Below are 12,715 nucleotides of genomic sequence, written 5' to 3' on the forward strand. Positions count from 1 at the left end.
CAAGCATAAGTACATGGGATATAGAGTCCAGGCCAGTTTGATGACTGATCGCGATCAGACTCAACCAGTCCGTCACGAGTCAGATCTGGTTGTGCATTATGCCATGCCGATAGCGAATACAATCAGTTCTGCAATGCGGGCTTAAGGTTAGACTAAGTCGATGCACGCATGCTTGAAAAGCGCGTATACAGCGGGATCTTATAGCGTAGCCACTTCTAGAAATGGGTAAGCGTACGACCAGCCAGGGATTACGATGAGAAGCACATGATAGACCGATTGTCCAATCAGAGGGCGATGTTCGACATCCCAGAGGATATTGTCTATCTCAACTGTGCCTCTCAGGGGCCTCTACTGCAAACATCTTGTCGCGCGGGTCAAGAAAGTGTGATGAGAAAGGCCCAGCCATGGGATGCCCAAAGCAGAGATCGTACTGCAGACGAAATTGAGCGCTGCCGGTCCGCCTATGGCACGCTCGTCAGGAGCGGGGCGGACAACATTGCATTGGTTCATTCAACGAGCTACGGGATAAAACTGGCTGCTGAGACCCTGCCGGTTCTCGCGGGACAGAATATAGTCGTCATCGAAGACCAATTCCCTTCTAATTTCCACGCCTGGTACCTTAAAACACTGGAGGTTGGCGCCAAGCTCACTATCGTCCCCACGCCTGATGACTGGGACTGGACCGCCGCGATTCTTGCGCACATCGATCACAACACCGCGATTGTTGCAACCGCGCCCTGCCGGTGGACCGACGGCAGTTCGATCGATCTGGTTGCGCTGGGGCGACGCTGTCGTGAGGTCGATGCTGCTCTGGTCGTCGATGCCACGCAGTCGGCCGGTGCAATGGAACTGGATGTAAACGAGATTGATCCTGACTTCATGATTGCATCCGGGTACAAGTGGCTGTTGTGTCCCTATGCGTTCAGTTTTTTATACGCGGCACCCCGGCATCATTCAGCGCAACCAATCGAGCATTACACTTGGACGCTTAGTGATACCCCCCCTCTGGGTATGATGCGGGGAGATGATATGGACGGAGCCTCTGGCGCACGTCGGTTTGATATGGGTGAACGCAATAATCCAATACTGCCCGCCATGGCTATTAAGGCACTGGACCAGTTGATCGAATGGCGACTAGAACGAATCAGCCGGTCCATAGAAATGCTGACAGATCTTGTAGAAGCCGCTGCTCTGGATCGAGGCATGCTGGTGCCACCCAAGCACTGCCGGGTCCCGCATATCATCGGCATACGCCGGCACCAAGGATGGCCCGAGGATCTCCAGGACAGACTCGCCTCATTGGGTGTTTACGTCAGTAAACGTGGAGATGCGATGCGGGTGAGCCCGTATCTCTACAACGAGGCAAATGAAGTGGAGCGCCTGTTCGAGGCTGTAGACCATCTCCCCGCGGCATGAAAAGCCGTTATCTTGGGCACTGACAAATTTGTACGCCGGTCGAATTGATACCGAGCCCTTCGTTTCCATGGCATTTTCGAATGCCGGCCATGTGTTTACACATATGCTGACCATTCTCTATGCCACTGCCGTGCTTTATTTGCCCAGTAAATTTGATCTGTCTTATGGTGAGATGCTGGGTCTTTCGAGCGTGGGCCTTATCCTGTTTGGTGTGGGCTCGCTGCCCGCAGGCTGGTTTGGTGATCGGTGGAGTCAGGTGGGAATGCTTGTAATTTTCTTTATTGGGATTGGTGTTTCTACAGCATTCACCGGCTTGGCAACGAATACCACCAGTCTGTTTATCGGGCTGTCACTGATAGGTCTTTTTGCGTCGATCTACCATCCGGTGGGGATTGCCTGGCTGGTCGCGTGCGCGCGCCGGCAGGGCCTGGCCCTGGGTGTCAACGGCGCATTTGGCCATCTCGGCAGTGCTGTGGCGCCGGTGTTCGTAGGAGTGATGATTGATTATGTCTCCTGGAGAGCAGCCTTTGTGTTGCCCGGTGCCGCAGCAATTTTGACGGGGGCCTTGCTATGGGTTGCCTGGGCTCAGGGCTGGGTATCGGACCGCAATGCTGATCGTGTACCGATGCCAGCGCCTGCCCCTGGCGACTATCGTCGTGTATTTCTGGTGCTGCTCGTGACCATGGCTTGCAACGGTTTTGTATACGCCGGCATGATGAACACAGCGCCGAAGGTGTTCGAAGTGGGGTTAACGGTCACTTTTACGGATTCATACACGGGGATTGGGATACTCACCGGTACTGTCATCGGGTTATCATCAGTGTGCAGCTTTATCGGTGGCTGGCTAGCAGATCGCTATTCTCCGCGAAGGATCTACCTTGTGTTCTGGATGTTGCTGGTACCGGCATTGATACTGGTTGCGACCGCTTCGGGGTACCGTCTCATATTGGCGATGTTTTTAGCGATGTCGTTTCTGGTGACTTTTGCAGCGGCAGAGAATATGTTGGTGGCTCGGTACACGCCATTCAGATGGCGCTCGCTGGCATACGGTGCCCGATTTGTTCTGGCACTGGGCATCGGTGGTTTGACGGTTTATGTGGCAGGCGATCTGTTTGACCGGACCGGAACTTTTGGTGTGCTCTACCTGCTCTTTTCTGCTGCAGCTGTGGTCGCGGTTTTGTGCGCATTCTGGTTACCCAGCGCTGGAAGGGCGGTCCGAAAACAACCCGTTTCACTTTGAGCTAAGCTGACGCTTCGCAGCCGATGACCAGTTGACCTGATTCAAGAATTTTGAACGGATGATCAGTTAAATATGGTAGACCTGCTTGTGTTTGAGGAATCGTTGCCGCGGCTTAGCGAAGCGTTAGCACATCATGATGGCTTGCGGATTGTTTGCTGGCATACTGATGGCAGATTCTCACTGGGCGGTCAAACCGTTGATGCCGACGCCATTGAACCGGAAATCGGTTGGATCAGCTTCGATATCTTGGCCCGCGGAAAAATGAGAAAATATGTCGAGACCCTATTGCAGTTTGACAGCCTGCGTTGGGTCCAGACCGGGCATGCCGGGCTTGACGATCCCCTGTACAGTGCACTGGCAGAGCGCGGTGTACGACTGAGTAAGAGTTATGCACAATCGATCGCAATCGCAGAATACACCCTGGCATACGCCCTTTACTATTTTCAGGATATCGAGTTTCGACTGGCGTCACAGCGTGCAACCGAATGGAAAAGCAAGAGATTCAGGGAACTTTACGGCAGCCGCTGGCTGATTGTTGGTTTCGGCCATATCGGACGTCGTGTCGCACAACGAGCGCGAGCGTTTAACTGCCATATCACAACGCTGCGCCGTTCCGGTACCTCAGACCCAGCCGCAGATGAGGTCGTCGGCCGGGCGGAGTTGTCTACCACTCTGGCAAAAAGCGATGTAGTGGTGTTGGCGTGTCCTGAAAATACGGAGACTACCGGGCTTGTTGATGTGGCGTTTGTCACTGCCATGAAAAAAGGATCACTGTTGATCAATGTTGCACGCGGCGGTTTGATCGACGATTCAGCGTTGATAACCGGACTCGAACACGGTCGACCGGAGTTCGCGGTGCTGGATGCGTTTTCAGTGGAGCCGTTGCCGGTAGAGCATCCTTACTGGACACACCCGAATGTGATCATCACGGCACATATGTCCAATCGCGGCGATGGTACCTCGGGTCGGGGGACGGAACAGTTCCTGGATAATCTTCGTCGCTATCTGAAGGACGGAACACCTGATGATGAGGTCGATCCTCGATTTTTCATTGCGCCGACTTGACTCAATAGTTTGGCCTGGGGGCGATCATGCCGGTGTGCACCCTCGAATGTGGTCGATCAAGGAGAGACCGTCACTCGGACAAGTGTGTCCACGCCAGGCAACGTGCTGATCGGGCCGGACCAGGATCAAGGGGTGCGTGTATTCACCGTTGTCCGGCCGCGCGGTGATATCAAGAATGTGGAGTGGAAAGCGCCTGTGTTTGGCAGCTGCAGTAAGCGCTGTAGTATCCAGTGCAGGGTCGAGCCTCAATAGCGTGAATTCGGGACCCAGAAGGTCGTACAACGAGCGTCCAGACTCTAGATACAGATGTGGGAGGCGACAGCCGGGCAGCGTTGATGGTGTAAAGGTAGACATCGTGTAAGCGGGGGGTAATTCCGGTTCGTGAGCGATAATAGGTGAGTCGTCGTAGAAGTAGCCAAAGTTAAGTCCCGCGGCGCAGTACTGCTGAACGTTCAGTTCATAGGCGTAGCGACCCATTTGCTGCCGTACGCGCTCTCCTTCTCGCCCTGGTGCCTCAATGTTTCCAGGTACGGTACGTCTCTGCTTGACCATGGCGTGGGCATGATTCATTACAAAGCGGGAAACCTGTTCGGTAATGGGCAGGCGCTCTCGTTCGTAAGCATCCAGAATGGAGTCGGGTGCCCACTGGTTCAGTCTGGCGCTGAGCAGCCAGGACAGATTCACGGCGTCGGCAACGCCGGCATTCATGCCGTAGCCGGCATAAGGCACCCAGATATGGGCCGCATCGCCGCACAGAAATACCCGGTTTTTGCGAAAACGATCAGCCACCAGGCGTCTTCCGAACCAGTCTTCTCGTGCCAGGATGTCGTATTTGAACTCATCCTCGACACCGAGGATGGTTCTGATGGACCCGTCGCGATCAACCGATTCAAAGTCGGTTTCATCTTCGCGTAGGTAGTTGTGGACTATCCACAGTGATTGGCCGTCTATCGCATAGACATTGCCGGAACGCCGGGGGTTCAGAGATATGGTACTCCAGGCCGGTTTCTCGTTCTGCAAGTGGATCAGCTCAGCGGTATGAATGAAGCTGGACTGGCAACGCTGTAAAACAGAGTCACCGGCAAACTGGCTGCCAATGTTTTTGCGCACGGCAGATGAGCCACCGTCGCAGCCGATCAGGTATTCACAGGAAGCGCGACAGGTGTCGCCCGTTTCCAAGTCCTCTATGATGGCGACTACGCCATTATCGCTTTGTTCGAGGGCTATGAACTGGGACCGGCAGTGGATGGATATCTCGGCTGTTGTGGCAGCTTGTTCAAACAGAATTGGTTCAAGATAGATCTGGTTGATACGGTGGGGCGGCTCCGGGGTCGGCCACCCGGTGTCAGGCCCGTCAGTTGCAATGTAGCGATCACGTCTGCACGGTATGGGGATACGCGCGATTTCAATACCGGTAAATGTTGTGCGAAATGCCACATCGTTGGGATAATCAGTCGGTAATCCAGCGTCTCGGATGTTCTGAGATATTCCCAGGCGCCGGTATACCTCCATCGTGCGGGCGGACACGTGATTGCATTTTGCAGGTGGGGGTTCCCCGTGACCTCTGATTTCCACCACGGCTACTTCGATACCTCGCCAGGCCAGATCCAGTGCCAGGGTCAGACCGACAGGACCCGCACCAACGATGAGTACTGCTGCCTCTATATTGTTTGACAAGACACTTTCAACAGCTGTTTGGTTGTGCCGGACTCAGTTCAGCGTATCCATTGGCAGCGTCTTGTCCGGTGCCCACTCGCTGAGGGAAGCGTCGTATATGGAGACGTTATCGAACCCCAGCATGACTAAAAGCATCGCTGTTGCACTGGCGGCGATCCCTCCGCCACAGTAGGTCAGTATGCGATCTGCCTTATCCACGCTGATCTCAGTGAACATCGAAGCGATGTGTTCAGCAGGTAGAAACTCAGTAGTATTGCCGTCAACCAGTTCTGCGGTGGGTACATTAACCGATCCGCTGATGTGTCCAGGGCGCCCATAGTTACCAAATTCCCCCGCATCCTGGCCGGCGTGCTGTACACGGCGCAAAGCGTTGATAGTGCAGACTGTGGAATCATTGATGGCGTCGAGTACGTCATTTTTGGAAGCCATCAGCCCAGTCCGAGGCGTGGTTGTCAGTTGTGTCGGCGTATAGGTTGTTTGCTGGTTACTGACGGGCCGTTGCTCTAGTTTCCATTTCGTTAACCCACCGTCTAGGACGCGGGCATTGTCGAACCCTGCAATCCGCAACAGCCACCAGATTCTGGTTGCCCACTGGGGCGTCGTTTGGCTGTAGAGAACCACCTGAGATTCATCTCCGACACCAAGAGTGGCAAATGCTTGCAACAGCTGGCCGTTGTCGGGGCAGGTAAAGCGCAGGTTGCTATTTGTATCCGACAGGTCTTCCTGGAGATCGATAAAGGCTGCGCCGGGGATATGTTCCTTGAGGTAATCCTTAAGGCCCGACTGGACCCGGTATGGACCGGGCAGTGCCGGGTCATTCTGGTGGATCAGATGAGTCGTGCAATCGTAAATGCGCAGGTTAGGTTCAGCCAGATGCGAAGACAGCCAATCGGCATCTACCAGATAGTGTGAATTGACATACGCCATGGGGGTATTCCCTGAGGTGTTGATCGTTGCGTAGCTGAAACGTTACCACACACGGCTCAAGCGATGTCCATCAAGCTGGCGTAAGGACGGCCGGTTTGTTCCAGGCTAATGACCAGGTGGTAGTATGTGCGTCTTCTGGAATAGTGAGTCTTTGGGGCCGACGGGACAGTTCGAACCGCTGAAGAAGATGAGATTGTTTCTGCAGACATCTTTTGTAACAAGGTTGACGTAGTCGACAGATGAAGATCGATTACAACACAACCATCGAGTTGATATCCGGTCGCATCATCGATCTGTCCGAGTTTCGTGGCAAAGTGCTGTTGATCTGTAACACGGCCAGCCGCTGCGGGTATACCCCGCAATATGCAGAATTGGAGCAGCTCTACAGGTCATACAAGGAGAAGGGCTTGGAAATCCTCGGTTTTCCGTGTAATCAGTTTCGCCGGCAAGAGCCTGGTACTGGTGCGGAGATTCTGGATTTCTGCCAGCGTTACTACGATGTGAGCTTTCAGATGTGTGCCAAAATTCGCGTAAATGGTGAGGGTGCACATCTGCTTTTCCAGCGGCTCAAAAAAGCCCGGCGGGGTCTTTTGGGATCACAAAGAATCACTTGGAATTTCACCAAGTTTCTGGTCGGTCGGGATGGGGAGGTTCTGGCACGATATGGAACGAGACGATCACCCAGCAGTTTGGACAAGGCGATCGAAAAGGCTCTATAAAGATTAGTGTTCCCAATAATGGCTTGTAAGAAGGTATGTCTGGATTCATCGGGGGTCTGAACGATCTGTAGATGTTAGACATAGAATTCAACCACAAAGGTTACAAAACAAGATGATTGATTTACTTGAGATTGCACAAACTGAGGCAGATGGGGGTGATCTTCTGGAGGCATTGTCGGCGCTGTTTCAGACCAGCGATGTTCGACCGGCAGGTTATCCCGATGCGTTGATCTGGCAGGGCGGTTTACATGATGGAAAGATTAATCCCGTCGCGCACGCCTTGACGGATGCCTATGCATTGATTGGCACCATTGCTGCTGTAGACGTTTTGGGACTGCCCTACTATGCAGTACCGATGTGGGCACAGTACCGTCACGACCATAATCTTGAGCCGCTGGCCTGGTTCGGAAACATGTCCTGTACCTCAATCAAGTGGTCAACAGCCGGTGACGTCTATGTTGCTGATGGCCAGGGCGGCAAAGTTGTGGTGATGGGAAAGTCAGGCAATGCAGCGTTGCGAACCCAGGCTGGGGTCTACTGCAACGTGAGACCGTACGGTTGCATCACAGTTGTGCGCTGCATGCCGTGCCTTCCGTATTCCCAGGATCGGGCTGTGTTTGATGTCGATGCCCAAACCGGTGTCATCCATTCGGAAATGAACACCCCAGGTATTCAGATGGCGTATGCCAACCGTCGATTTCTGCAGATGGTCCATGAAACCGGTCGACTGGGACGGGTTGCCATGAAACCAACCCAGGCAATGGAGGACGGAGTCAACGCCGGATTGCTGTCCTGGATGCTGCAGGACACGCAATTCAAGATTGGCCGGAAGTTCACCGTTGATGGTTATGTTGAATATCGTGAGCAGGTTGATCGGATCGTGTCGCTGCTGCCAGAAGACTTCAAGGCCGGTATGGAGTCTTGGGGCGGTCAGATCGAAATGCATATCGCCGACACTAATTATGGACTGCTGCTCTGGGACCTGATCGAAAACCGTGAAGTGATTGTGCTGGCGACCGACCTCGATGGTGATCGGTTGACCGACCTGTTGGCCGATGTATCTGAACCTTTGCGCCGGTTCGGTCAAATTGTGATCGACAAGCTGGGGTCCGAAGCTCGCATGGATGACTTGTGGGGTGAGCTTGGCTACACCACTGGTAACGGTAGGGATATGACATCTATTATGTACAGGATGGAAGGTCCACCCATTCACGAACAAACGCTTGGATCAGCGGACGCCATGTTACTCCGCCTGCTAGACGGTGATGAATCCGTGGGCGGGACGAAAAAACCCTACGACCCAAGAATCCACTTTGTATTGATCCGGGATGCTTACATAGACGCAAATCCCGGCAATGCTGCACTTCATGACTGGCTGGATGAAGCACTGAACGTGTTCGACAGGGTTTATGCTGACGACCGACCTGGATTTCTAGAAGGCTACGGCGAACTTAAGAACCAGATTAGGCCCTGGGGCACCTAGCGCAATAGCGTGGTTGTTGCTGTGCGATTTACGGATGAGGTGGTTTAGCAAGATGAAGAATCTCGGCCCTGAATTTTACACGGATTCTGCACTCTATGAGCGCGAGCGCCGGGTGATCTTCTGGAATACATGGCAGTTGCTGGGACCGGTCACATATCTCTATTCGGCAGGGGATTATCTGGCTACAGAGATTGCCGGGGCCAAGGTATTCGCCATCCGTGACAATGACGGGAAACTGCGTGCATTTCGCAATGTCTGTCGTCACCGGGGCGCCCGACTGTTGCCGGAAGGGCAGGGCAACTGTAAGCGTATCCGATGTCCCTACCACAGCTGGGTCTATAGACTGGACGGTAGCCTAGAGCGTACACCGTGGTTTGGCGACGATCCGAAATTTGATCCAGCTGACTGGCCGCTTGACGAAATTTATGTCGACGTATGGCGCGGCCTGGTGTTTGTTGCCCTGGATACGGATCGTACTCTGGAGAGCCAGCTTGCAGCCGTTATCGGCGAGCTGGCCTTGGAACCGATTGAAACCTATCAGCCCGTGGCACAACATCGGTTGGTGTTTGATGCCAACTGGAAAGTCTACACGGACAATTTTGTAGAGGGCTATCATATTCCCACCATACATCCCAGTTTCTTTGAGGCTATCCAATTTGAACAGTTTGAGACCACCGTGCATGACAACATGGTGCGTATGTCTGCACCGGCACAAGACAAACTTTTTTATCGGGGCAGATGGTTGTGGATGTGGCCCAATTGGACCTTGTCTGTGTTCGACGGCGGCATGAACACCTCCCGGGTAAATCCAGTCGGACCCGCGCAGACCGAACTGATTTACGAGTTCTATTTCTGTGATGAGAAGCGGGTGGACAAATCATCATGCCAGGAAGTCATCGCACAGAATCTGGCTGTTATCGAGGAAGATTTTGAAATCTGTGTTCAGACGCATAAAAACTACGCCTCAAATGCATATGTGCCGGGGCCGTTGAGCCACAAGCAGGAAGCCGGCGTACACTGGTTTCAGTCAAAACTCAGAGATTTGTTGGTACCTGACTGAGTAGATCACCAGCCTGACTGTTGGCCAGTTGATTTTTCGCTAGGGTGATTCAGAAGATCCAGCGGTTGTTCTTACGATAGTCCTGTTCAAACGCCTCGATCGCGGTCTGATGTTCAAGCGTCATGCTGATGTCGTCCAGCCCGTTAAGCAACCTGATCTTGTCCAGTGAGTCGATATCGAAGTTGTAACTTTTCTGATTCGGGCCTGAGACGACCTGTTCCTCGAGGTCTATGGCTATGGTCGCGCCAGGGGATTCGTGCAGCTGTAGCCGGATGTGATTGCAATTTGCAGCAGAGAGCCTGACAGGAAGCAAACCGTTTTTGATGCAGTTGCTGTAGTGAATATCACCAAAAGTTGGTGCAATTACCGCACGGATGTGATTGGCCATCAATGCATTGACGGCAGCCTCTCGTGATGAACCACAACCCCAATTTATGTCACATACCAGAATCTGTGCATCGCTGTAAGGGATCTGATTGAATATGAAGCCGGTTTCAGTATCGTCGGCATGAAATCGGAGGTCATGAAGTAGAAAGCGGGCATAGGCCGGATCATCCTTTGCTCGGCGTAGAAAGCGGGCTGGAATAATCTGGTCGGTATCACAGTTGGGAATATCAATCGGAACAGCAACAGCTGAGAATCTGAGGAATGGTTGCATGGGTGCTAACTGCTGAGTTGTCGACTGTCTGTGAAACGCCCAGTGACAGCTGCGGCTGCTGCCATTGCCGGGCTGACCAGATGGGTGCGGCTTCCCATGCCCTGACGTCCTTGAAAATTTCGGTTGCTGGTCGATGCACAGCGCTGACCTGGTAAAAGCACGTCACCGTTTATAGCCACGCACATAGAGCAGCCCGGTTCTCGCCACTGGGCACCTGCATCAATAAATATACGATCAAGTCCTTCTCGTTCAGCTTCGCTTTTGACCAGGCCGGAACCAGGTACGACAAGTGTAGGCACGACCACACATCTGCCTTTGAATACTTCTGCAGCTTGCCGTAGATCTTCAATCCGGCTGTTTGTGCATGAACCAATGAATACTCTGTCGATTTCGATCTTGTTGATCGGCGTGCCGGGTAAAAGGTCCATATAAGTGAGCGCAGATTCCATGTTGGCTCGGATTGACAGGTCCGTCTCGGAGGTTGGATCTGGGACCACATCGCTGATACCCACACAGAATTGCGGACTGTTACCCCAGGTTACAGTCGGCTCTATTGCAGCAGCGTTTATGTTGATCTCTTTGGCGAAGACTGCTGTATCGTCGGAAGGTAGCGTTCGCCAATAAGCCATGGCTTCTTCCCATTTTTCGCCAGTGGGTGCGTGGGGTCGACCATAAACGTACTCCAGGGTCTTGTCATCGGGCGCAATAATGCCAAACCGGGCACCAGCCTCGATGGTCATGTTGCTGATTGTCATGCGACCCTCTATAGACAGCTGTCGAATTGCTGAACCGGCGTATTCGATCGCATAACCAGTGCCACCAGCGGCGCCAATGTGCCTGATGATGGCCAGAATAATATCTTTTGCACTGAGCCCAGGACCGAGCGTTCCGTCTACCGTGATGCGCATATTCCGCGGTTTTCGCTGCCACAAAGTTTGGGTCGCCAGTACATGCTTGACCTCAGTTGAGCCAATACCGAATGAGAGACAGCCCAGTGCACCGTGGGTAGAGGTGTGAGAGTCGCCGCAGACCAGTGTTAGGCCCGGTAGGGTGATACCCTGTTCGGGTCCGACAACATGGACAATGCCATGGCGCGGGTCGGTCATGTCGAAATGAGTAAAGCCGATCCGATCGGCCGCCCTCTGAAGACCGGCAATCGTATCGTGCATTTCGCCCTGTGGTATGTCGGTCAGTTTCTTGGCAGTGGTGGGAACACTGTGGTCTGGTGTCGCGAACAGCTGATCGGGATAACGGATTGTCTGTCCGGCGGCCTGTAGTTCATCGAACGAGCGGTAATGAAGATCATGGATAAGCTGTCGATCGATGAACAGCAGTGCATCTCCCGATTCACGCGCAACGATTACGTGCCGGTCAAATATTTTTTCGAACAGCGTTTTACCGTTAGATCTTGGGGTATTGACCACAATTGTGCTCCAAAGGAATTTATCAGGACACCGCTGAGCCGGTTTTCGGTTGCTTTTCAACATAGGCGTAGACCGCTTCAGCTGTCGCTACGAGCGTGCCTTGATCATCTGTCACTCGAGCGGAAGCAAAGTACAGCCGACGTCCTGCCCGGATAAGTTCTGCGGTGGCCCTGAGCAGACTGCCCTTGGGCCGGTTGATGAAATTAATGTTCAGAGAAACGGTGACATTGCCCCGGCGTCGGCTGGGATCCGGTTCGTATATGCCGCAATAACCAGTCACAGCGTCGATCATTGTGGCGATGATACCGCCATGCAGGCCACCTTGTCGATTCTTATGCCGGTCATCCAGTTCGACTTCAAGTACGGCATAACCCGAATGCCATTCAACCAGCTGAAAGCCCAAAAGGTCATTCAATCCGCCGGTCATATTTGTAGGTATCGGTTTGGTCATTTTGGTCTATCCATGCAGATGCATTGCCGGCTACTCAGCTAATCGAGATGGTCAACACGGGTAGGCATACCGTGCCGTTATCAACTGCGGCTGGTTGAGGCAGCAAGGTGACTGGCTGCCTCGGGTCGTTTAACCAGGACATCTGTCTCGCGGGCAATGAATCTAGAAATCTTGTCGGGTGAATAACCCATTAGAGCAAGGCCGGTGGTGGCTGTTGCTACTTCTCGGTAATCAGAAATTCTGCCATCACGCAGCTGACAAATTGCAACGCCCTCAAAGATGGCTCTTTGCTCTTGGAAATCAGGCAGTCGGGAATCGTAACTGAATACATAACGTGCATAACCCATATTCCGTTGTTCTACCGGCTCAAAGATATCCCACTTAAAGTTTTCGCCATCACGGTGGAAATAATCCTCAATCATCCGAGCGATGTCTCGGCCTGTGAAGTTCCCATAGAAGACGTCGTGATATACCCCGTCAGCAGTAAAGCAGTCGGCAACCGTTGCGCCATTGCCCTGAACAGCCGCACGGGTCATTTTCTTGATTAATGATTCAAAGTTCATCGAACTTCTTGCTCAGTATGTTCGAACCAAAG

General features: G+C 53.1%; 12 protein-coding genes. 6 read left to right on the forward strand and 6 right to left on the reverse strand.

Annotated features, from left to right (window positions below; translation table 11 throughout):
* The first annotated feature begins 387 nt into the window (after positions 1 to 387).
* The 3 genes from MK323_10235 to MK323_10245 all read left to right on the forward strand — a co-directional run bounded on the left by MK323_10235 (position 388) and on the right by MK323_10245 (position 3,721).
* Complete coding sequence (locus MK323_10235; GenBank protein MCH2482536.1) at positions 388 to 1,416, forward strand: aminotransferase class V-fold PLP-dependent enzyme; 1,029 nt, start codon at positions 388 to 390, stop codon at positions 1,414 to 1,416.
* A 67-nt stretch (positions 1,417 to 1,483) separates the two neighbouring features.
* Positions 1,484 to 2,656 (forward strand): MFS transporter, encoded by a 1,173-nt coding sequence (locus MK323_10240; GenBank protein MCH2482537.1) that lies wholly within the window; start codon positions 1,484 to 1,486, stop codon positions 2,654 to 2,656.
* Between the two features lie 72 nt (positions 2,657 to 2,728).
* Complete coding sequence (locus MK323_10245) at positions 2,729 to 3,721, forward strand: D-2-hydroxyacid dehydrogenase (protein ID MCH2482538.1); 993 nt, start codon at positions 2,729 to 2,731, stop codon at positions 3,719 to 3,721.
* 24 nt (positions 3,722 to 3,745) lie between these two features.
* On the opposite strand, the gene MK323_10250 is transcribed toward MK323_10245, so the two are convergent.
* Together MK323_10250 and MK323_10255 are read right to left on the reverse strand one after the other, a co-directional pair.
* Positions 3,746 to 5,398, reverse strand: coding sequence for an FAD-dependent oxidoreductase (locus MK323_10250; GenBank protein ID MCH2482539.1), 1,653 nt, complete (start codon positions 5,396 to 5,398; stop codon positions 3,746 to 3,748).
* Positions 5,399 to 5,431: 33 nt separating this feature from the next.
* The gene (locus MK323_10255) at positions 5,432 to 6,325 is read right to left on the reverse strand and encodes a hypothetical protein (protein ID MCH2482540.1); all 894 of its coding nucleotides are present in this window, start codon (positions 6,323 to 6,325) and stop codon (positions 5,432 to 5,434) included.
* A 239-nt stretch (positions 6,326 to 6,564) separates the two neighbouring features.
* On the opposite strand from MK323_10255, the gene MK323_10260 reads away from it, so the two are divergent.
* The 3 genes from MK323_10260 to MK323_10270 all read left to right on the forward strand — a co-directional run bounded on the left by MK323_10260 (position 6,565) and on the right by MK323_10270 (position 9,587).
* Positions 6,565 to 7,044, forward strand: a complete 480-nt coding sequence (locus tag MK323_10260; GenBank protein ID MCH2482541.1) for a glutathione peroxidase — start codon at positions 6,565 to 6,567, stop codon at positions 7,042 to 7,044.
* A gap of 112 nt (positions 7,045 to 7,156) precedes the next feature.
* Positions 7,157 to 8,527, forward strand: a complete 1,371-nt coding sequence (locus tag MK323_10265; GenBank protein MCH2482542.1) for a hypothetical protein — start codon at positions 7,157 to 7,159, stop codon at positions 8,525 to 8,527.
* 52 nt (positions 8,528 to 8,579) lie between these two features.
* Complete coding sequence (locus tag MK323_10270) at positions 8,580 to 9,587, forward strand: aromatic ring-hydroxylating dioxygenase subunit alpha (GenBank protein MCH2482543.1); 1,008 nt, start codon at positions 8,580 to 8,582, stop codon at positions 9,585 to 9,587.
* A 49-nt stretch (positions 9,588 to 9,636) separates the two neighbouring features.
* On the opposite strand, the gene leuD is transcribed toward MK323_10270, so the two are convergent.
* From leuD to MK323_10290, 4 genes are all read right to left on the reverse strand, one after another.
* Positions 9,637 to 10,245, reverse strand: coding sequence for a 3-isopropylmalate dehydratase small subunit (gene leuD, locus MK323_10275; protein ID MCH2482544.1), 609 nt, complete (start codon positions 10,243 to 10,245; stop codon positions 9,637 to 9,639).
* Between the two features lie 5 nt (positions 10,246 to 10,250).
* Positions 10,251 to 11,669: a 3-isopropylmalate dehydratase large subunit gene (gene leuC / locus MK323_10280; GenBank protein MCH2482545.1), complete on the reverse strand. Its 1,419-nt coding sequence runs from the start codon at positions 11,667 to 11,669 to the stop codon at positions 10,251 to 10,253.
* A 22-nt stretch (positions 11,670 to 11,691) separates the two neighbouring features.
* Entirely contained in the window at positions 11,692 to 12,120 is a 429-nt protein-coding gene (locus tag MK323_10285; GenBank protein ID MCH2482546.1) for a PaaI family thioesterase, read from the reverse strand.
* A gap of 80 nt (positions 12,121 to 12,200) precedes the next feature.
* Positions 12,201 to 12,683 carry a nuclear transport factor 2 family protein gene (locus MK323_10290; protein MCH2482547.1) on the reverse strand — a complete coding sequence of 161 codons (483 nt, stop codon included), beginning with the start codon at positions 12,681 to 12,683 and terminating at the stop codon, positions 12,201 to 12,203.
* Positions 12,684 to 12,715 lie beyond the last annotated feature (32 nt).

Source organism: Gammaproteobacteria bacterium, assembly GCA_022450155.1.
In the GTDB taxonomy this organism is placed as follows: Bacteria; Pseudomonadota; Gammaproteobacteria; order Arenicellales; family UBA868; genus REDSEA-S09-B13.

Coding starts and splice junctions, on each gene's coding strand:
- MK323_10235 (MCH2482536.1), top strand. CDS start 388: ATGAGAAAGGCCCAGCCATGGGATGCCCAAAGCAGAGATCGTACTGCA.
- MK323_10240 (MCH2482537.1), top strand. CDS start 1,484: ATGGCATTTTCGAATGCCGGCCATGTGTTTACACATATGCTGACCATT.
- MK323_10245 (MCH2482538.1), top strand. CDS start 2,729: ATGGTAGACCTGCTTGTGTTTGAGGAATCGTTGCCGCGGCTTAGCGAA.
- MK323_10255 (MCH2482540.1), bottom strand. CDS start 6,325: ATGGCGTATGTCAATTCACACTATCTGGTAGATGCCGATTGGCTGTCT.
- MK323_10260 (MCH2482541.1), top strand. CDS start 6,565: ATGAAGATCGATTACAACACAACCATCGAGTTGATATCCGGTCGCATC.
- MK323_10265 (MCH2482542.1), top strand. CDS start 7,157: ATGATTGATTTACTTGAGATTGCACAAACTGAGGCAGATGGGGGTGAT.
- MK323_10270 (MCH2482543.1), top strand. CDS start 8,580: ATGAAGAATCTCGGCCCTGAATTTTACACGGATTCTGCACTCTATGAG.
- leuD (MCH2482544.1), bottom strand. CDS start 10,245: ATGCAACCATTCCTCAGATTCTCAGCTGTTGCTGTTCCGATTGATATT.
- MK323_10285 (MCH2482546.1), bottom strand. CDS start 12,120: ATGACCAAACCGATACCTACAAATATGACCGGCGGATTGAATGACCTT.
- MK323_10290 (MCH2482547.1), bottom strand. CDS start 12,683: ATGAACTTTGAATCATTAATCAAGAAAATGACCCGTGCGGCTGTTCAG.